This is a genomic window from Listeria tempestatis (assembly GCF_963575625.1).
Taxonomy (GTDB): domain Bacteria; phylum Bacillota; class Bacilli; order Lactobacillales; family Listeriaceae; genus Listeria; species Listeria tempestatis.
In genome coordinates, this window is record NZ_CAUYTK010000002.1 from 234160 (window position 1) to 252953 (window position 18794).

Genomic DNA, 18794 nt, shown 5'->3' on the forward strand with positions numbered 1-18794 from the left:
GGAGGTTTCGTATGACTGAATGGTTAGCACTTCAAAATGGCTCTGATATTCGTGGCATTGCGATTCAAACGGACGAGCATGATATGACTTTGACGGATGAAGCGATACAAAAAATAGCACGCGGCATTACCCTTTTTCTTACTAAAAAGAAAGGTTTGAAAGGACGTATCAAAGTAGCGATTGGGCATGACAGTCGTTTATCTGCGGAGCGCATTAAGGCACAGCTTACTTCCGTTCTTGAGACAGATGGTTTTCATGTTTTGGACGCACACCTTGCGACAACGCCCGCTATGTTTATGGCGACTCAGTACGAGGAAACGGACGCCGACTGCGGCATTATGATTACTGCGAGTCACCTTCCTTATTTTTACAATGGTATCAAAATTTTCACTAAAACAGGCGGCGCTGAAAAAGAAGATATTGCATATATATTGGAACAAGCAAATGAGCCCTACAAAACAGAACAAACGGGTTCGGTCGAAAATATTGATTTGATGAGCCTATATGCGTCTGATTTAGTGAGGAAGATTCAAACAAAAGTGGGTGCTGGCGAAAAACCGCTTGAAGGTAGCAAAATAGTGGTGGATGCTGGAAACGGTGCAGGAGGCTTTTTCGCAGAGCGCGTTTTAGCTCCACTAGGTGCCGATGTTTCTGCGAGTCAATTTTTAAATCCTGATGGTCATTTTCCAAACCACATTCCAAATCCTGATAATGATGAAGCGATGGCGAGCTTGCAAAAGGCTGTTTTAGCGAGCAACGCAGATCTCGGTGTCATTTTTGATACAGATGTTGACCGGGCAGCCATTATGGACGGGAATGGAGAGAGTTTGAATCGAAATGCACTCATCGCCGTCATTTCTGCCATTTTATTAAAAGAGCATCCGGGAACAACCGTTGTAACGGACTCCACGACGTCTGACCACTTAAGAACATTCATCGAGTCGCATTCTGGCAAACAGCACCGCTTTAAACGTGGCTACCGTAATGTGATTGGTGAGGCCATTCGTTTAAATGAAGCGAAAGTCCCGTCTGAAATTGCAATCGAGGTAAGCGGGCATGCTGCTTTAAAGGAAAACTACTTTTTAGATGACGGCGCCTATTTAGTTGCACGCATTTTAATGGAATACGCTGGCCTTAGAAAAAAAGGGCAAGACTTAATGACGCTAATTACAGATCTAAAACAGCCAAAAGAAAGCCAGGAAATTCGTATTCAAATTACGGAACCCGATTTTAAAGCATACGGGCAAAACATTCTGCGGGAGTTTGAGGAGTTTGTCAAACAAGTTCCTGAATTTGAACTTGAACGTGAAAACTTTGAAGGCATTCGCGTGAAAACAAATGGCAAGTTTGGAACAGGATGGTTCCTCTTAAGAATGAGCTTACATGAACCAGTCATGCCATTTAATTTGGAAGCTGATGAAGCAGGTGGCATAACACTTATGCTTGATGCACTCAAGCCATTTTTTGAACGTTTTGATTCTTTACGTGTCCCCCTTTAAAGTTTAAAAAATCTTGAAGAGAATTCTTCAAGATTTTTTGTTTTCATGCTATGATAAATGATGTGAAAAGAGGAGGATGACGCATGCGAATTGGAATGCGGACGTTAAAAACAGCGATTGGGGCAACAGTTGCCATCATACTTGCACAGTGGATTGGATTAGAATACGCTGTTTCAGCAGGAGTTATTACGATTTTAAGTGTTCAAAATACAAAGAAGGGATCCATGCAACTTGCCATTCAACGTGTATACTCGACTGTAATTGCGCTAACGATTTCAGCTATTTTATTCCTTCTAATAGGATTTAATGCCATTAGTTTTGGCTTATATTTACTCATCTTCATTCCGCTAGCTGTCAGGCTTAAAGTAACCGATGGCATCGTTGTTAGTTCGGTGCTTGTCACGCATATTTTAGTGGAGCAATCATTGGCACTTTTCTGGTTTGTGAATGAAATGGCGCTTATGGCGGTAGGGGCTGGGATAGCAATACTATTAAATCTTTATATGCCTAAACTGGATGTAAAATTAAAACAAGAGCAGCAAAAAATTGAGGCTCTCATGCGGCAAATTTTATTTGCAATGTCGCAAAGTTTAAAAAATGAATTACCCTATGTAGACGGAGATGTTCGTTTTCGGGAACTTAAAACGTCCCTTCTAGCCATGCAAGCAGGTGCTACGCGAAATGTGGACAATTATTTTTTAAAAGAAGTGCATTATTATGTGCAATATGTTGATATGCGCCTTGTTCAATATCGTGTTTTGACGCAAATGAAGCGACATCTTGCGGCGTTTAAAGGGAATACGGAGCATAGCAAAATTTTGGCTCGTTTGACGGAAAAAACAGCGCTTGAGCTTGCGGAAGATAACCCAGCTGATGTGCTCGTTGAAGAAATCACAAATCTTGTTCGCGCTTTTCGAAAAAGTGAGCTACCTAATTCGCGGGAAGAATTTGAAAATCGTGCTATTTTATTTCAATTTATGAATGATTTACGTTATTTTTTAGAGACGAAACGTGATTTTTATGAGGAATTTGGATTGGAGAAAGAGAAGGTGAACGTTTAGTCTAAGTTGGACGGGGAAAACTGGTAAAAAGCATGCGGAGGTGGTGTTATGTATGCGGTAATTGCACTTTTTGATGAAAATACGGAACGAGAAATCAAGGATATTTGGTTTGAGTTGAAACGGCGTGGCTTATCAAATTATGTGGATGACATGCGCCACCGAATGCCACACATTACAATTGCTACGTACGACAATATTCGGCATCAACAATTTGTCAATAAACTGGTGCATTTTTATAAAAGCCAATATGAAGTAGGGGTGGAATTTAATGCGGTAGGAACGTTTTTGAAGTCTGGCGTTGTTTTTCTAGCGCCAACCGTAACGAAAGAACTGCTATCCTTACATGAAAAACATCATCTTTTATTTGACGATTATAACCGCAATCCAACTTCACATTATTTGCCAGGCAGATGGACGCCGCATACGACCATTTCGAGTCATTTACATGCCGAAAAAATAATAGGCGTTTACCGGTACGGGGTGCATCTTTCACCAATTAAAGGAAAGATAACGGGAATTGCTTTAATTGAATCTATCCCGGGAAATCGTGTTGAAATTATTTTTCGAAAAAGATTAAAGAAATTATCAAAAAGTTAAAAAGTATTATAAAAAGAGCCAGAAACTAAGCGAAGTCCATTATTTAAAAATGGTGTATAGCCTAGTTTTGGCTCTTTTTAGTATGAATTAAACAGCTAGTTCTTCTGTTTCTTGTTCTTTCTCAAGGGAAGATGTGGCGCGGCTTGTAACAATACCAGACACCATGCTATCGCTAACATTAAGCGCTGTACGTCCCATATCAATAAGTGGTTCAATCGAAATTAAAACGCCAGCAAGTCCAACAGGTAGGTTTAAGGCGGATAAAACGATGATAGCAGCAAATGTTGCGCCACCGCCGACACCTGCTACACCAAACGAGCTAATGGCTACAATCCCAACCACTGTTAGAATAAAGCTAATCGAAGTAGGATCAATGCCAACTGTTGGGGCAATCATAATGGCAAGCATGGCAGGATAAATGGCTGCACAACCGTTTTGACCAATCGAAAGCCCAAATGATGCCGCAAAATTGGCAATTCCTGACGGCACACCTAGTTTGCGTTGTGTTTCAATATTGAGAGGTAAGGCTCCCGCGCTCGTTCTGGAAGTAAAAGCGAAAGTTAAAACGGGGAGTGATTTTTTTACATAAGTGATTGGGTTGACCCCTGCAATTGCAACGATTAATAGGTGAATGATAAACATCGTGATGAGTGCGACGTAAGAGGCAATGACAAAGTTTCCTAGTTTTAGTATGGCGTTTGCATCGCTTGTCGCCACAGTGCTCGTCATAATTGCGAAAACGCCGTACGGAGTTAGACGAAGAATTAATTTCACGATACGAAGAACGATGGCGAAGATTGCGTCAACACCACGCGAAAATATTTCAGCCTCTTTCGGCTGCTTGCGTCTTACACCGAGATAGGCGATACCAATAAAAGCAGAGAAGATGACAACTGCAATGGTTGATGTAGCTCTAGCGCCAGTCATATCGAGGAACGGATTAGCAGGTAACAACTCTAAGATTTTTTGTGGTAAAGTAAGATCACCAATTTCTGTGAACCGGTCCTGAAGCTCCTTGCCGCGTGCAACTTCTACCGCACCTTGTGAGATGTTGTCGGCGTTTAGATGGAAGAGGAGGGCAGAAGCAATGCCGACAACAGCAGCAATTGCCGCTGTCACAATAAGCGTTCCAATAATCCAAACGCCTATTTTAGCGATATTTGTTTTGAGTTCGAGTCTTGTAAAAGCTGTGACAATAGATACAAAAATAAGTGGGATGGCAATCATTTGTAGGAATTTGACATAACCGCCGCCAACTATTCCTAACCAGTCAGTTGTTTCTTTTGTGACACTGCTTGACATGCCATAAATCCACTGTAATATAAATCCGGCTAAAATACCGACGAAAAGTGCGAGTAAAACCCTTTTTGAAAATGAAACATGACGCTTTTGTAAAAAAATGAAAAGTCCGATAATGGCAAGTGCCACGATTAAATTAATTATGACTAAAAAAGTGTTCAAATAAAAAGCCCCCTTTTTAAAGTTTATAATTCCGATAAGAATTATTGGTATTAAGAATACAATGAAATAAAATAGAAGTCAATTAAAATTTTTAAAAAGAGGAGGCTGCCAGACTGGCAGCTTCCTCTTTACGACCTCCAAATTGGTACTCGGCTTTAATCAGAGCTTTATCTTTGTTTGCGGTCTTATTTTATTAACTTATGCGGGACGGCGGGAAACCGTAATGTTTTTTGAAGAGTTTACTAAAATAGTAGGCATCATTATAGCCCACCAGTTTGGCAGCTTCTTTAACGGTTAGGCGACCGTCTTTGAGTAGCAAATAGGCTTTTTCAAGCCGTATTTTAATGAGATAGTGAATAGGTGAGTCACCCGTCTCCTCTTTAAAGACACGAGAAATGTAGGCAGGACTAATGTACATTGTTTCAGAGAGTCGTGACAAGGAGACATCCTCAGTATGATGTTTTTCCATGTAATGAATAATTTCATTAACAATTTGTTGCTTTTCAAGTTCTTCCATGGACAGTTTTAAACCACTTGTTTGAATTTGTTCGGGCTCTGCTTCACGTAAAATTTGAATGATGAGTTGCATGACATACGTTTTCAGTAGCAAATCATAACCAGGACTTTCTTCGGATTTTTCTCGAAGAATTTCCTCGCAAATGGCTAAAATTTTTGAGCTTGTTTGGCTTTTTCGTAAAACAGTTTCTTTAAAAGGAAAAGTATTACGCGGAAAGCCAGCTAAAGAAAAATTGCGAAAACCAATGTGAATTTGAATATTTTGCATACCGATTTCAGCAATATCAAAATGATGAATACCTGGGTTTAAAATGAGCATATCGCCACGCTTTAAAAGAACTTCACGTCCTTCAATATTATATTTTACCTGTCCGTCATAAATAATGGAAAACTCGATAAAATCATGATGATGATTCTCGCCAATCCGTGGCTCATTTGTATAACAATCGCCCACATATAAAATTTGCGGATTAAACGTGTTGGTATCGATTTTGAGCATCGTATTTCCCCCTTTGGATTCAAACGCTTACACGCCTCATTTTAATTATATAATATAGTCCATCATTATGGGAAAGATTAACCATTCTTTTTTAATAAAATCGGTGTAAACTAAGTACTTGTATATTAATTCAAAAGGATGTGACACACTTGGACAGCTTAAAATGGATTTGGACCTACGTGAGACCTTATCGCACTCGCCTGTTACTTGCTTTTATTCTTATCCTTCTTGCTTCGCTCATCAGCGTTCTTTATCCATTGCTTGGTGGTAAGTTGATTGATTTGGTCGTCTATCAGCAGAAGACATCTTTACTTATTCCCATTCTGCTTATTATGTTAATAAGCACTTTTATTCGAACCATTTTTCGTTATACGTACCAAATTATGTTTGAACGGATTGGACAAAATGGCTTATACCAAATACGCGAAGATCTTTACCAAAAACTGCAAGCACTTGATTTTGATTTCTTTAACCACACTCGCGTTGGGGATATTATGGCACGAATGACAGGGGATACAGACGCAATACGTCATTTCGTTTCTTGGGTTGTGTATAATATTTTAGAAAACCTCCTCCTGTTTATTTTTGCAATCGGTATTATGCTAACAATCGACTGGAAACTTACGCTTACACTCGTACTTTTAACCCCATTTATCGGAATTCTGACAATCATGATGTCAAAAAAGGCACAACCTGCTTTTTATGAAATTAGGGAGAGTTTTTCGCGTCTTAATTCCATGGTGGAAGAAAATATTAGTGGAAATCGCGTTGTAAAGGCTTTTGCGCGGGAAGATTACGAAATGCAAAAGTTTCACAAGCACAATCTTGACTTTAAAAAACGTAATTTGGATTCTGCTGAAGTCTCTAAAAAATATTTACCAATACTTGATTCATTAGCCGGCATGCTCACGATTATAACACTGATTTTAGGTGGATATTTAGTCATGAAGGGACAAATGTCACTTGGTGATTTAGTAGCTTTTAACGGATTTTTATGGATGCTAAATGGTCCGATGCGAATGAGTGGCTGGTTAATTAATGATGCACAGCGTTTTATTGCTTCTTCTTTTAAAATCCGAGATATGCTAAAAGCAGAAGCGAAAATTCCGTTACGTGCTGAAAAATTGCCACATACAATTGAAGGGTATGTAGAGTTCAAAAATGTTTCGTTCCATTTTGAAGATGACCCGACAACCGAGGTATTAAAAAATGTTTCTTTTCAGACTAAACCTGGGCAAACGATTGCTATTTTAGGTGAGACAGGGGCAGGGAAGTCAACGCTTGTTAATTTAATTTGCCGCTTTTATGACCCAACTTCTGGGCAGGTGCTAATTGATGGCGTTGATGCAAAACAATGGCATGTGCGTGAGCTTAGACAGCATATTGCAACAGTGATGCAAGATATTTTCCTCTTTTCAGATACGATTGAGGGGAATATTGCTTTTGGTGCACCAGACGCTTCACTAGAAGATATTCGGCGCATGGCGCGAATTGCTGATGCCGATCATTTTATCGAAACGATGCCAGAAAGTTATGACACAATTGTCGGTGAGCGTGGTGTCGGTTTGTCTGGTGGGCAAAAACAACGGATTTCACTTGCACGAGCCTTGTTAAAACAACCGTCGATTTTGATTTTGGATGATACGACTTCTGCAGTTGATATGGAGACGGAAGTGAAAATTCAAGATGAGCTAAAAAAAGTAACACATAAGACGACAACGTTTATTATTGCGCACCGGATTTCTTCGGTAAAAGACGCAGATGAAATTTTGATTCTCCGTAAGGGAGAAGTGATTGAGCGCGGAAACCACAAAGATTTACTTGAGAAACAGGGCTATTACTATGAAATTTATCATAAGCAACTTGGAACGGAGGTGAATGATGATGGCACGGAATAAATTTGATGTTGATGAGGAACTAGAAGAGGGCTTCAATGCGGCGCACTTAAAACGAATTTTCGTCTATATTAAACCGTATCAGAAGCCGATTTATTTGACGCTGTTTGTTATTTTGCTTGCTAATGTTGCCCAGATGGCGGGGCCTTATTTAACTAAAATTGTTATTGATGATACGATTCCAAACCAAGACTATACACAACTTTTTTGGATTGCTGTCATTTTCATTCTTTCGGTCGTTGTGACTGGTTTATGTATGCGTTACCGAATTTATTCTATCACGGTTATTGGACAAGACATTTTAAAAGATATGCGGACAGCGATTTTTAGCCATTTGCAAAAATTACCATTTTCTTATTTTGATAGTCGCCCGCACGGTAAGATTTTAATTCGGGTTGTCAATTATATCAATATGTTAAGTGACTTATTATCGAATGGATTAATTAACCTCATTTCAGATATTTTGAGTGTTATTGTAACGCTTGGTTTTATGTTCGCTATTGATCCTGTTTTGACGCTTTATAGTTTGGCGCTAGTACCTGTTTTACTTGTAATTGTATTAGTCATCAAAACGGCGCAGCGTAAGGCCTACCAAGTTTTAAGCAATAAAACATCAAATATGAATGCATATATTCATGAAAGTATCGCAGGCATCAAGGTAACACAAAGTTTTGCACGTGAGGAAAAGAATTTTGAAATTTTTAGCGATGTAAGTGATGCCTACCGAGAGTCATGGATGAAAGCTGTCAAAATCCAATTTTTACTTTGGCCGGGTGTACAAAATATTGCCGTTATGACCACTTGTTTAATTTACTTTGTTGGTATTAGAGGGCTTGGTGTAGATGTTTCAACGGGAACATTAATTGCTTTTGTTGGTTATGTGGGGAATTTTTGGAATCCAGTTATTAATATTGGGAATTTCTATAATGCACTAATTACAGCAACAACTTATCTTGAGCGAATTTTTGAAACACTCGATGTGAAACCAGATATTCAAGATTTACCGCATGCGAAAAAAATGCGCCCGATTAAAGGAAATGTAGATTTTAATAAAGTCTTTTTCCGCTATGAGGAAAATCATGATATTCTTAAAGGAATTGATTTTCATGTGAAAGCAGGCGAATCGATTGCGCTTGTCGGTCCAACGGGGGCAGGGAAAACAACGGTTATCAATTTGCTAAGTCGGTTTTATGATGTGAATGAAGGGGAAATTGCTGTGGACGGGCAAAATATTCGCGATGTGACACTTCATTCGTTGCGCAGTCAAATGGGTGTGATGCTGCAAGACACCTTTATTTTTTCCGGGACGATTATTGAGAATATTCGTTACGGGAAGCTAGATGCAACGGAAGAAGAAGTTATTCGGGCGGCGAAAATTGTTCGGGCACATGATTTCATTAAGGATTTAAAGGACGGGTACCATACGGAGGTTAAAGAGCGTGGGAGTACGCTTTCGGCTGGGCAAAGGCAGCTCATTTCATTTGCGCGGACGCTACTGGCGGATCCCAAAATTTTAATTTTAGATGAGGCAACTTCAAGCATTGATACAAAAACAGAAATTTTATTACAAGAGGGGCTTGAACGGCTCCTAGAAGGGCGGACTTCATTTATTATTGCGCACCGGATTTCAACAATTAAAAATAGTTCGCGAATTTTCTATATTGATAACGGACTTGTGCAAGAAGCAGGCAGCCATGATGAACTTATGGCACAAAAAGGCTATTACTATAATTTATATCAGGCGCAATTTGATTTACTAAACGCACTTTAATAAAAGCGCACGGAATTCATTTAGACTCCGTGCGCTTTTGTTGTACAGAGTCTTTTTAGGAATTTTTCACAAATTGATGTTACAATAGTGATGAAAAATCAGATTGTGAAAAATTTTAGATTTTTGTGGAATAAAGCCTATCAGTCTGAAAAATCTTGTGAAGAAGGTGTGATTAATGGAGAAGGAACAAAATCATCACCATGATTTGCATCAAGAAGATTCGGAGCATATGCATGATAAGCATGCAGGGCATCATACGGGGGACTTTAAGAAAAAATTTATTATTTCGCTTTTTTTAACGGTTCCGCTTGTTGTGACATCAGCCGCTGTGCAGGATATTTTTGGCTATCAATTTACCTTCCCGGGAACGGAATTTGTACAGCTTATTCTCGCATCAATTTTGTATTTTTACTGTGGTTTACCGTTTTTAAAAGGAGCCATTTCGGAAGTGAAGGACCATGCAATTGGCATGATGAGTTTAATTAGTGTCGCCATTTCAGTTGCTTATTTTTACAGTGTAGCAACGGTTTTTGGCTTTCATGGTATGGATTTTTTCTGGGAATTGGGGACACTGATTTCAATCATGCTACTTGGCCACTGGCTTGAAATGCGTTCCATTATGGGAGCGTCAAAAGCGCTTGAAGCTCTTGCAGGACTTTTGCCGAAAAAGGCAATTCAATTGGTGGACGGCAAACAGGTGGAAGTAGAGATAAGTGCTATACGGCCAGGTGACAGAGTGCTTGTACGTGCAAATGATAAAATTCCAACTGATGGCGAAATCGAAAGTGGCAGCACGCACATTGATGAGTCCATGCTAACAGGGGAATCAAGGCCAGTAAAGCGCCAAGTAGGGGAGCAGGTTATTGGCGGATCAATTAATGGAAGTGGCACGATAACCCTTCGTGTTACGGGAGTCGGAGAAGAGTCATATTTACAGACGGTCATTGATATTGTTCAAAAAGCACAAAATGCAAAATCAAAAACGCAAAATCTAGCAGACCGAGCTGCTAAGTGGCTTACCTACATTTCACTTGTCGCGGGATTTACAACCTTGATTGTTTGGCTTTCTTTAGGAATGGAAGCTTCATTTGCTATTATGATGATGGTCGGCGTTATGGTTATTGCTTGTCCGCACGCTCTTGGACTTGCAATTCCACTTGTCGCCTCTAATTCAATTTCGCGAGTTGCAGCGAATGGTGTCTTAATCCGAAACCGGACTGCATTTGAAAATAGTAGCAAAATGACGACCGTTGTTTTTGATAAAACGGGTACACTGACGGTAGGGAATTTTACGGTCGTTCGGGTGGAAAGTTTTCATGATGATTTTACGGGGGAAGATGTCCTTCAGCGCGTTGTTTCCCTCGAGCAGTTTTCAGAACACCCAATTGCAAACGCGATTACAAATTACGGTAAAGAACACGCGGTGCAAAAGCATGAGGTCACTGATTTTGAAGCTTTAACTGCAAAAGGGGTGAGTGGTTTCATTGGCGGTGAAAAAAACGCGGTCCTTAGTCCAAAGGCTTTGGCAGATTTTGGTTTGTTAGCTCCTGAAACGGAAGATGTTGCTGCACGGACGGTAGTCTATTTAGTTGTCGATGGCGCTCTAGCAGGGCAAGTCGAGCTTGCCGATGAGGTTCGGCAAGAATCAAAGCAAGCTGTGAAAGATTTACAAGAAAATGGCATTCATGTTTTTATGGCTACTGGAGATAATCAAGCAGTTGCAAAACATGTAAGCGAGGAGCTTGGTTTAGACGGTTATTTTGCAGAACTTCAACCTGAGGAAAAACTCCAAATTTTAACGGATTTACAAGAAAAAGGGGAATACGTGGCCATGGTCGGCGACGGGGTCAATGATGCGCCTGCACTAGCAACGGCAAACGTTGGAATTGCGATTGGCAGCGGAACGGAAGTCGCGAATGAAGCTGCTGATATTATTTTAATCCAAAACAATCCAGAAGACGTGTTTAAAGTCATTCATTGGGGTAAGTTAACCAAGCGCAAAATGATGCAAAATCTAGCATGGGCAACGCTCTACAATGTGATTGCCATTCCAATTGCGGCAGGCGTGTTATACCCGTTTATACTACCACCAGCAATTAGTGCGGCGATTATGTCGCTAAGTACGATTATTGTGGCCATTAATGCGCAACTTTTATTAAAGCAAATTAAATAAAAGTTATATGTTTAGATTTTTAATAGGCTGTGTATTTGTTTTAATTGAAAACGAATACACAGCCTATTTTGCTTATGTTAACTAGTAAAGAAACTTCACAAACTGTCCATGAACAAAGCTAAAGACTGTGCGGCGAAAAACATTTGAAAACAATCATCGCCTGTACTTTCAAACATGTGAAGTTCATAGTATACTATAAAGGTATTTCCAATATAGAGAAAACTAAACGGAGGAATGTGATGAAAAAGGGAAGGGTTATATTTATTTCAATTATCGTCATCATAATTGCAGCAGTGGCTATTGTAGGAGGAAAGATATATATGGATAATAAAAAGTTGGATGAAGAAATGAATGAGGTTGTATACAGCGATGAGGCTAAAGAGGTTTTTGAAAAAAACCTGAAAAGTTTTGATAATAAAGCTTTAACTAATCAAGGGATTATCAAGAAGTATGAAATTAATAATGACAGTATTGAACATAACCCAATGGGTGGAATAAATGTAATTCTTAAGATAAATGGAGATAGTGATTTAACTGCTAATTTTGACATTGATAAATATAATGGGGAGTTGCGCGCTGGAGGCGTTGGCTTATCTGAAAAACTATCTGAAAAATTAGGTAGACGAGGTGAGAGCAGTGAGTAAATCCTATAGTGACGTTGATAGAGTAAACATTGCTAAGCAAGAATATAAAAATTGGAATGAAGGCGAAGAAATCACAATTGATAATGAGGATGGGCAACCTCGTAAAAGTTTAGGCATTGTATCACAAGTAATTGATAATAAGGCAACTGGAGAACAAACTTATATTGTAACGAATGCTTACTTGGTTCAAGAGAAATGGAGCAGAGTGGTTGATATGGTATTTATAAATACGAATAGGGTGTTGAAAGACTTATAAACTGTTCGTTTTTCGGATAATTGCTGTAAATGCTAACAATAAATCGCCTTTTTTATATTATGAATCGCGTGAAAAGAAATCGGCTATTTTTTGTAAAAGTATCTGCCTAAGTAGAAGCAGAAAATAGAAACAAATTTAAAAATGGATAGTTTTCATATTACAAATAAAAATAATATAATATTCACGGATAAAGTTCCATGGTCATGTTAAATTAAAAAATAAAAGAAAACAATACATAAAAAGTTCCATGTTTGGGCAAACAAGACAATCCTATATAATCATAGGATTGTACTAAAAGTTAGAGAACAAGTGCGCGCGATAATCAAAAAATTGTTGTAACTTCTAAATGAGAGTTTGAAGTTAAAAAAGCGCTCTTTATCGTATAATATGAAGGATGATTTTCGATAGAGAGAAAAAGGTGGGGGAATAATATGAAAAAGGGAAGGGTTATATTTATTTCAATTATTGTTATCATAATTGCAGCAGTGGCTATTGTAGGAGGGAAGATATATATGGATAATAAAAAGTTGGATGAAGAAATGAATGAGGTTGTATACAGCGATGAAGCTAAAGAGGTTTTTGAAAAAGGATTGAAGAATTTAGATCCTAAAGCGTTAACGTCAGATGGTGTTATTAAAACTTATAAAATAGATGTTGATAGTGTCGAGCATAATCCTATGGGGGGAATAATGGTAAAATTGCTAGTCAACAATAATGAAGAGCTGTATGTGAAAGTGACTTTGAATAAAGATAGTAACAGCGGTACTTTAGAGGAAACCGGAGGGGGAATATCTTCCCAATTATCTAAGGAATTAGGGCGGTGAATGAAGTGCGATACACTGACAAGCAAAAAGAGCAGATAGCTAGGCAAGAATATGAGAATTATAAGGTAAATGAAGAAGTTACTATAGGTGGAAATAAGCAAACTATAGGTAAGGTTTCCCAAGTAAATGATAAAAAATCCTCTGGCGAGCAATCCTATGTTGTCACAGAAAAAGGGACACTTCCAACAGCACCTGCATCGGAGCGAGCAAATGTAAAAGAAGTAACCATTCTCTATCGAGGTTCTACGGAAATCAATAAAATAAACCAAAGCCCTCTAGATGTTATTCAGGATTGGTTAGGAAATGATTTAATCATGGGGACTGCTATTATTAATGGAGGAGGAGCTCCAACAACTCCACAGCTTATTTCTTCTGCGGATACGCTAAAAGAAGCTATTCGGACATATCCGAATGCTAAAATCTATGTTTATGCACACTCGCTAGGTTCGATGAACGGACAATATGCTCTGGCTGATTTAAGTGAAGAACAGATTAGCCATATTGGAGGCGCTTATTTGTATCAGGGACCAAATGTGTATTCTACACTAAACAGCAAACAAAAGGAAGCGGTTGCGGCACTAAATAAATTAGGGATTATCAATAATTATATCGATTCTAAAGACATTATTCCTATAGGATATGGTGTTAATCAAGAAACTGTCGGACAACTTATTTTAGTGGATTCAAAAAAAGCAGACAATGTAGGTGCTCAACACATGTGGGGTGGTTATCAGTATGATAAGGATGGCAATGTGTTAACGGATGCAAAAGGCTATGCGGCTTTGGCCAAAAATAATACAAAGGAAAAGCTAAGTGGGCTAGCTGAATTAAAAAAGATATTTGCTAAAAGTGGTGGGAATTTGTCAGGGGCCGAAAAAATCTTTTTAGATGCTGCTGAAGCGCTTGCGATAACGCAAGGAATGAAAATGACGATTCAATATGAGATGAACGAACTACAGCAGACTTATAAAAAAGCCATAGATAATGCGGATGAATTGTGGCGAGATACTTTGAAAGATGCTCGAACAATTGGGGTATCACTTTCAGAATCAGAAATATTAGATGCGTTGGCAAGTGGCGGGGCTACGGAGGCTAGTTTTCGAACTAAACCAATTGCTAAATATGATAAAAAAGTTGCAAAACTTAAAGCGATTGAAAAAGAATATGATGAGTTATTGAATAATATTAAAGAAGCGATTGCTGAACAGTTGCAACAAGATAATGAATTAGCGCGGCAGATTGGAAGTGCATAAGATGAATTTTGCTATCCAAAGATGTTTAGAAGAAATGGAACAAAGCTTTACGAGGGAACGAAAAAAGTACGAAATGCACTTGGAAGAAATTGATTTTCAAAGTAAGCAGTTTAAAAAAGGACTCGATGATTTGGCTGACCGTCTGAGATATGTGACGTCTCGCTATGATTTAGAAAGAATACCGCCAGTAGGAAAGGGCTACTCCATTATCGTGCAGGCACATGAAGAAGGTCACTTTTTTATAAAGCAGTATGCGGATGAAATTAGAAGAAAAAATAGAGAGAACAACTTTCGACTATCATAAAGAAAAAATACGTTATGAAGAGGAATTATTACTTGCTAAGAGAGAAATGGGTGAAAATTCGTAATGAATAGTGTAGCAAATGGATTAGAGGAAGTAAAAAAGAAGGCTGAGGAAACATTAATTCGTTTTTTTACTGCCTCTCATAATAAATCTACTTCTGAAACAAGAAAACAAGTAGTTAAAGAAATGGAGAAAAGTGCCGTACAAAATATTACGAGGGCGAGTGAGAAATATTTAGATTCTTTTTCTAACTCAGTCCAAGGAAAATGGAGCAAAGCAGCAAATGTTGCTTTTAAGCAAACCATTAAAGCTTTAAAAGCTTTGTAACAAAAAAACCTCCGTTAATCTAATTAGCGAGAGGTTTTTTTATATCTGTTTAAAGGGTGGAGGTCATTTTTTTAAACATAAAATAAAACGCAGAAATACATAAAGGTTGTGCCGGCGATGACAAAAAGGTGCCAAATTGCGTGCATGTACGGGATTTTTGGAAAGCTGTAAAGCACAGCGCCAATTGTAAACATAATACCGCCGGTTGCAAGTAACCAAAAACCGGTTGCTGTAAGGCCGGAATAAAGCGGTTTGATACCGACTAAAACGAGCCACCCCATGACGACATAAACGATGGTTGAAAGTACCCGCCATTTTTCCAAGAAAAAGATTTTATACGTAATTCCAAGAAGTACAAGTCCCCATATAATGCCGAAAAGCGTCCAACCAAGTGTGCCTTGAAGAGTGATTAGGCCAAACGGTGTGTAAGTGCCTGCGATGAGTAAGTAAATGGATGCGTGATCCATAATGTTGAAGATTTTACGCGCTTTGCATGGCTTAAAGCTGTGAAGTAGTGTGGAGCAAAGGTAGAGAATCATAAGTGAGATACCGTAAATGAGAAAACTAGTTAAGTAAAGGGGGTCGCTTTTTGTTGCCCCGTATAAGACGAGTAAAATAAAAGCTGGTATGCTGAGTAAGAAACCAAGACCATGTGTGATGGCATTTGCGAGCTCTTCTTTAAAATTATAGGAAATTGTGTTCATTTTATCACCAAACTTTTCTTTTGTAATAACTTTATCTTACGGCAAAAATGTTAGAATGAAAAGAGTTTTCTGAGATTTTACTAATATGACTATCCTAATGACCAATTGAACGTTATAATAAGGAGTATCAAGCGAAAATTGGATGTGATGACACTTATGAGGAAAATAAAAATTATTACGGACTCGACAGCATGTATTTCGGTGGAGGAACAAAATGAGTGGGGGATTGCGGTTTTACCATTGTCTGTGGAGGTTGATGGGAAAATATATAATCCGCTAACCGATTTAACACCGGAATCTTTTATGGATTTAATGAGCTCGTCAAAAAGTTTACCAAAATCTTCTCAACCTGCAATTGGCAGTTTCGTTCGGATGTATGAAAAATATATTGATGAAGGTTATGATGTTTTATCCATCCATTTAACGGAGAAATTAAGTGGAACAGTGAATACTGCTAGGCAAGCTGCCGAGATGGTTAACGGAAATGTCACGGTTGTCGATACGGATTATATCGCAAGAGGTCAAGCTTTCCAAGTACTTGAGGCCGCTAGACTTGCAAAAGAAGGGAATTCTTCTGTTCAAGAAATTACAGAACGTTTGACGGAAATCCGTTCAAAAACGAAACTTTATATTGTCGTTGTTACGCTTGAAAACCTAATTAAAGGTGGACGTGTTGGGAAAGTGCAAGGAATTTTAGGTAGTTTATTAAACATTAAATTGATTGCCCGTTTGAAAAATGGTCAGTTGGAAGAAGAAGCCAAATTACGAAGCAACAAAAAAATCATGTCCTACTTATTTGACGTGGTGAAAACGGAATCGAAAAAAATTGTTGCGTTAGATATTGAACACGCAAACGGTCTGAAAATGGCTGAGGAATTTAAAGCACAGGCGATGGAAATGTTACAGCTCAAAAAAATGCCGATTTTTAATGCCGACCCAGTTGTGTCAACACACGCGGGAAACGGTGCTTTTGCGGTTATGTACTATACTGAATGAAGCGAGTGAAGGAAACAGATGAAGAAAAAATGGATTTGGCTTTTAGTCACCGTGTTTATCATCATTGCGGGGACTTTAGGCGGATTTTATTTTAAAAATTACATGGAGCAAAAAAGGATTGCGGAACAAACACCGATTAAATTGCTTGCGATGGGCGATTCCTTGACAGAGGGAATTGGCGATGAAGAAAAAAACGGTGGCTATGTCGGGATTTTAGAGCGAGAACTGAAACAGAATGAGGATGTCAGAAATGTGAAAACCTATAATTACGGCGTTTCAGGCAATCGTATTGACCAGCTTTTAAAACGTTTGGATGAAAACGAGGATTTTCGCTCCGATTTAAAAAAGGCGAACGTCATAACGATTACAATCGGGGGTAATGATGTAATGAAAATCCTCAAGTCTCGCTTACTTGAAGCACAAGTTAGTGATTTTACAAAAGCAGAAAAGAAATTCCAGAAGCAATTAGTCACCCTTTTTTCAGAAATCCGTACGTTAAACCCAGATGCACCCGTCTATTTAGTAGGTATTTATAACCCGTATACGACGTATTTCAGTCAAATTAAAGAGCTGGATACGATTATTTCGAGCTGGAATAAAGGGTCTGAAAAAATAGTAGCAAGCGAACCTGGCATCACATTTGTTCCAGTGGCGAATACAATCGAAAATCGTGAAAAGAAAAATATAGATAAGCCAAATCCGCTCCTTTCAGGTGATTATTTCCATCCGAATCATAAAGGGTATGAAAAAATGGCGGCAGAGCTTTATGAAAATATAAATCAAGCGATACAAGACGGGGAAATTCCAAAATAAGAAAGGTGATTGGTTTGGAGCGGAGCAAGCGAAAAAAAGAAACGAAAGCGGATTTAGTCAGGCAAATAAATTATTGGAAAATCATTTGTCTTACGCTATTAGTTTTTATTGGCGGATTTTTCATTTGGATTTATTTATCGATTTTCGTTTTAAGTCCTACTGAATCTGGTGGGCCAGCTTTAATTAGCAATAAAAAGAATGTTGAATTTCAAACGAGTACAACAAAGGCTGATTTAAATAAATTAATTGCAACATATATTGATGATTTTACAAAAGATGAGGATATTGGCTATGACGTTTATGTTGGAAATACGGTAACTTTCCAAGCGGAGGCGGAACTGTTTAACGAACCGATTCAGCTCACACTTAATTTTTCCCCAAAAGTAGTAGATGATGGAAATGTACTACTTACGCTTAAAAGTATGTCAGTTGGCGCGCTGCCGCTTCCTGTCTCTTCTGTCATGAGTTTTGTGAACAAGGAATATAGTTTCCCAGACTGGGTGACGGTGATTCCAAAAGATAAAACGATTTATCTTGCGCTCGATCGTCTAAAATTAAAAGGAGATACAAAAGTTCGTGTCGATGCACTAAATTTGAAGAAAGATGATATTTCGTTTACACTTTTAGTACCGGTAAAGTAGTTATTTTGGTAGGAAGGTGACAAAAATGACAGAAAAACAGTTAGAAAAAGCGACATTTGCTGGAGGGTGCTTCTGGTGTATGGTGAAGCCTTTTGACACACAACCTGGTATTTTGAAGGTTGTATCTGGGTACACAGGTGGTCATACCGAAAATCCAACGTATGAGGAAGTTTGTGGCGGTAAGACAGGTCATGCGGAAGCGGTTGAAATTACGTTTGATCCAGAAGTTTTTCCTTATGAAAAATTAGTCGAGGTTTACTGGCAACAAACGGATCCAACTGATGCGACAGGGCAATTTGTTGACCGCGGTGATTCTTACCGACCAGCCATTTTCTACCATAACGCCAAACAAAAGGAAATTGCTGAAAAATCAAAACTTGCTTTAGAAAAAAGTGGTCGTTTTAAAAAACCGATTGTAACAGAAATTGTACCGGCTGAAACTTTTTATCCAGCAGAGGACTACCATCAAGATTTTTATAAAAAAGATGCGCGCCATTATAAAGGTTATCGTAATGCATCTGGTCGCGATCAATTTATTCAGTCACACTGGAAAGGATGAT

Annotated in this window: 19 protein-coding genes; 16 read left to right on the forward strand and 3 right to left on the reverse strand. The window is 38.5% G+C overall.

All coding sequences use genetic code 11. The annotated features are described in order from the left end of the window. Window positions 1–11: 11 nt before the first annotated feature. From R8923_RS03865 to R8923_RS03875, 3 genes are all read left to right on the forward strand, one after another. A complete protein-coding gene (locus tag R8923_RS03865) occupies window positions 12–1499 on the forward strand; it encodes a phosphohexomutase domain-containing protein (RefSeq protein ID WP_485871439.1) in 1488 nt (495 codons plus the stop codon). An 83-nt stretch (window positions 1500–1582) separates the two neighbouring features. Further along, the gene (locus R8923_RS03870; RefSeq protein WP_485871440.1) at window positions 1583–2560 is read left to right on the forward strand and encodes an aromatic acid exporter family protein; all 978 of its coding nucleotides are present in this window, start codon (window positions 1583–1585) and stop codon (window positions 2558–2560) included. Window positions 2561–2608: 48 nt separating this feature from the next. Beyond that, window positions 2609–3157 (forward strand): 2'-5' RNA ligase family protein, encoded by a 549-nt coding sequence (locus R8923_RS03875; protein WP_485871441.1) that lies wholly within the window; start codon window positions 2609–2611, stop codon window positions 3155–3157. Between the two features lie 87 nt (window positions 3158–3244). Here R8923_RS03875 and R8923_RS03880 read toward each other — a convergent pair whose 3' ends face one another. Both R8923_RS03880 and R8923_RS03885 read right to left on the reverse strand, forming a co-directional pair. After that, window positions 3245–4618, reverse strand: coding sequence for an L-cystine transporter (locus R8923_RS03880; RefSeq protein ID WP_485871442.1), 1374 nt, complete (start codon window positions 4616–4618; stop codon window positions 3245–3247). Window positions 4619–4811: 193 nt separating this feature from the next. Continuing rightward, window positions 4812–5633 (reverse strand): AraC family transcriptional regulator, encoded by an 822-nt coding sequence (locus R8923_RS03885; RefSeq protein ID WP_485871443.1) that lies wholly within the window; start codon window positions 5631–5633, stop codon window positions 4812–4814. A gap of 149 nt (window positions 5634–5782) precedes the next feature. Here R8923_RS03885 and R8923_RS03890 point away from each other — a divergent pair, with 149 nt between their 5' ends. The 9 genes from R8923_RS03890 to R8923_RS03930 all read left to right on the forward strand — a co-directional run bounded on the left by R8923_RS03890 (window position 5783) and on the right by R8923_RS03930 (window position 15080). Beyond that, a complete protein-coding gene (locus R8923_RS03890; RefSeq protein ID WP_485871444.1) occupies window positions 5783–7531 on the forward strand; it encodes an ABC transporter ATP-binding protein in 1749 nt (582 codons plus the stop codon). Then, on the forward strand, window positions 7518–9299 hold the full coding sequence (locus R8923_RS03895) for an ABC transporter ATP-binding protein (RefSeq protein WP_485871445.1): 1782 nt from the start codon (window positions 7518–7520) through the stop codon (window positions 9297–9299). Before R8923_RS03890 ends, R8923_RS03895 begins: the two co-directional genes overlap by 14 nt. 175 nt (window positions 9300–9474) lie before the next feature. Beyond that, window positions 9475–11472 (forward strand): heavy metal translocating P-type ATPase, encoded by a 1998-nt coding sequence (locus tag R8923_RS03900; RefSeq protein ID WP_485871446.1) that lies wholly within the window; start codon window positions 9475–9477, stop codon window positions 11470–11472. 239 nt (window positions 11473–11711) lie between these two features. Continuing rightward, window positions 11712–12116 (forward strand): DUF1310 family protein, encoded by a 405-nt coding sequence (locus R8923_RS03905; RefSeq protein ID WP_485871447.1) that lies wholly within the window; start codon window positions 11712–11714, stop codon window positions 12114–12116. Further along, a complete protein-coding gene (locus tag R8923_RS03910) occupies window positions 12109–12372 on the forward strand; it encodes a hypothetical protein (RefSeq protein WP_485871448.1) in 264 nt (87 codons plus the stop codon). Before R8923_RS03905 ends, R8923_RS03910 begins: the two co-directional genes overlap by 8 nt. Before the next feature lie 431 nt (window positions 12373–12803). Next, entirely contained in the window at window positions 12804–13196 is a 393-nt protein-coding gene (locus R8923_RS03915; protein WP_485871449.1) for a DUF1310 family protein, read from the forward strand. Further along, a complete protein-coding gene (locus tag R8923_RS03920) occupies window positions 13193–14449 on the forward strand; it encodes a hypothetical protein (protein WP_485871450.1) in 1257 nt (418 codons plus the stop codon). The genes R8923_RS03915 and R8923_RS03920 overlap by 4 nt, the downstream gene beginning before the upstream one ends. A 1-nt stretch (window position 14450) precedes the next feature. Continuing rightward, on the forward strand, window positions 14451–14753 hold the full coding sequence (locus R8923_RS03925) for a hypothetical protein (protein ID WP_485871451.1): 303 nt from the start codon (window positions 14451–14453) through the stop codon (window positions 14751–14753). Window positions 14754–14816: 63 nt separating this feature from the next. After that, complete coding sequence (locus R8923_RS03930; protein WP_485871452.1) at window positions 14817–15080, forward strand: hypothetical protein; 264 nt, start codon at window positions 14817–14819, stop codon at window positions 15078–15080. Between the two features lie 71 nt (window positions 15081–15151). On the opposite strand, the gene trhA is transcribed toward R8923_RS03930, so the two are convergent. Next, entirely contained in the window at window positions 15152–15784 is a 633-nt protein-coding gene (trhA, locus tag R8923_RS03935) for a PAQR family membrane homeostasis protein TrhA (protein WP_485871453.1), read from the reverse strand. Between the two features lie 156 nt (window positions 15785–15940). Between trhA and R8923_RS03940 the strand changes: the two genes are divergently transcribed. From R8923_RS03940 to msrA, 4 genes are read left to right on the forward strand one after another with little or no spacing between them, the layout of a single operon-like run. Continuing rightward, window positions 15941–16780 carry a DegV family protein gene (locus R8923_RS03940; protein ID WP_485871454.1) on the forward strand — a complete coding sequence of 280 codons (840 nt, stop codon included), beginning with the start codon at window positions 15941–15943 and terminating at the stop codon, window positions 16778–16780. An 18-nt stretch (window positions 16781–16798) separates the two neighbouring features. Beyond that, window positions 16799–17593, forward strand: a complete 795-nt coding sequence (locus R8923_RS03945; protein ID WP_485871455.1) for an SGNH/GDSL hydrolase family protein — start codon at window positions 16799–16801, stop codon at window positions 17591–17593. A gap of 14 nt (window positions 17594–17607) precedes the next feature. Next, window positions 17608–18234, forward strand: coding sequence for a YpmS family protein (locus R8923_RS03950; protein ID WP_485871456.1), 627 nt, complete (start codon window positions 17608–17610; stop codon window positions 18232–18234). A gap of 25 nt (window positions 18235–18259) precedes the next feature. Then, window positions 18260–18793, forward strand: coding sequence for a peptide-methionine (S)-S-oxide reductase MsrA (gene msrA, locus R8923_RS03955; RefSeq protein WP_485871457.1), 534 nt, complete (start codon window positions 18260–18262; stop codon window positions 18791–18793). Window position 18794: the final 1 nt, after the last annotated feature.

What these genes read in the sequence shown, in the direction of transcription:
- R8923_RS03905 (WP_485871447.1), top strand. Translation starts at nt 11,712, where the DNA reads ATGAAAAAGGGAAGGGTTATATTTATTTCAATTATCGTCATCATAATT.
- R8923_RS03895 (WP_485871445.1), top strand. Translation starts at nt 7,518, where the DNA reads ATGGCACGGAATAAATTTGATGTTGATGAGGAACTAGAAGAGGGCTTC.
- R8923_RS03940 (WP_485871454.1), top strand. Translation starts at nt 15,941, where the DNA reads ATGAGGAAAATAAAAATTATTACGGACTCGACAGCATGTATTTCGGTG.
- R8923_RS03925 (WP_485871451.1), top strand. Translation starts at nt 14,451, where the DNA reads ATGAATTTTGCTATCCAAAGATGTTTAGAAGAAATGGAACAAAGCTTT.
- R8923_RS03945 (WP_485871455.1), top strand. Translation starts at nt 16,799, where the DNA reads ATGAAGAAAAAATGGATTTGGCTTTTAGTCACCGTGTTTATCATCATT.
- R8923_RS03915 (WP_485871449.1), top strand. Translation starts at nt 12,804, where the DNA reads ATGAAAAAGGGAAGGGTTATATTTATTTCAATTATTGTTATCATAATT.
- R8923_RS03875 (WP_485871441.1), top strand. Translation starts at nt 2,609, where the DNA reads ATGTATGCGGTAATTGCACTTTTTGATGAAAATACGGAACGAGAAATC.
- trhA (WP_485871453.1), bottom strand. Translation starts at nt 15,784, where the DNA reads ATGAACACAATTTCCTATAATTTTAAAGAAGAGCTCGCAAATGCCATC.
- R8923_RS03865 (WP_485871439.1), top strand. Translation starts at nt 12, where the DNA reads ATGACTGAATGGTTAGCACTTCAAAATGGCTCTGATATTCGTGGCATT.
- R8923_RS03870 (WP_485871440.1), top strand. Translation starts at nt 1,583, where the DNA reads ATGCGAATTGGAATGCGGACGTTAAAAACAGCGATTGGGGCAACAGTT.
- R8923_RS03900 (WP_485871446.1), top strand. Translation starts at nt 9,475, where the DNA reads ATGGAGAAGGAACAAAATCATCACCATGATTTGCATCAAGAAGATTCG.
- R8923_RS03930 (WP_485871452.1), top strand. Translation starts at nt 14,817, where the DNA reads ATGAATAGTGTAGCAAATGGATTAGAGGAAGTAAAAAAGAAGGCTGAG.
- R8923_RS03885 (WP_485871443.1), bottom strand. Translation starts at nt 5,633, where the DNA reads ATGCTCAAAATCGATACCAACACGTTTAATCCGCAAATTTTATATGTG.
- msrA (WP_485871457.1), top strand. Translation starts at nt 18,260, where the DNA reads ATGACAGAAAAACAGTTAGAAAAAGCGACATTTGCTGGAGGGTGCTTC.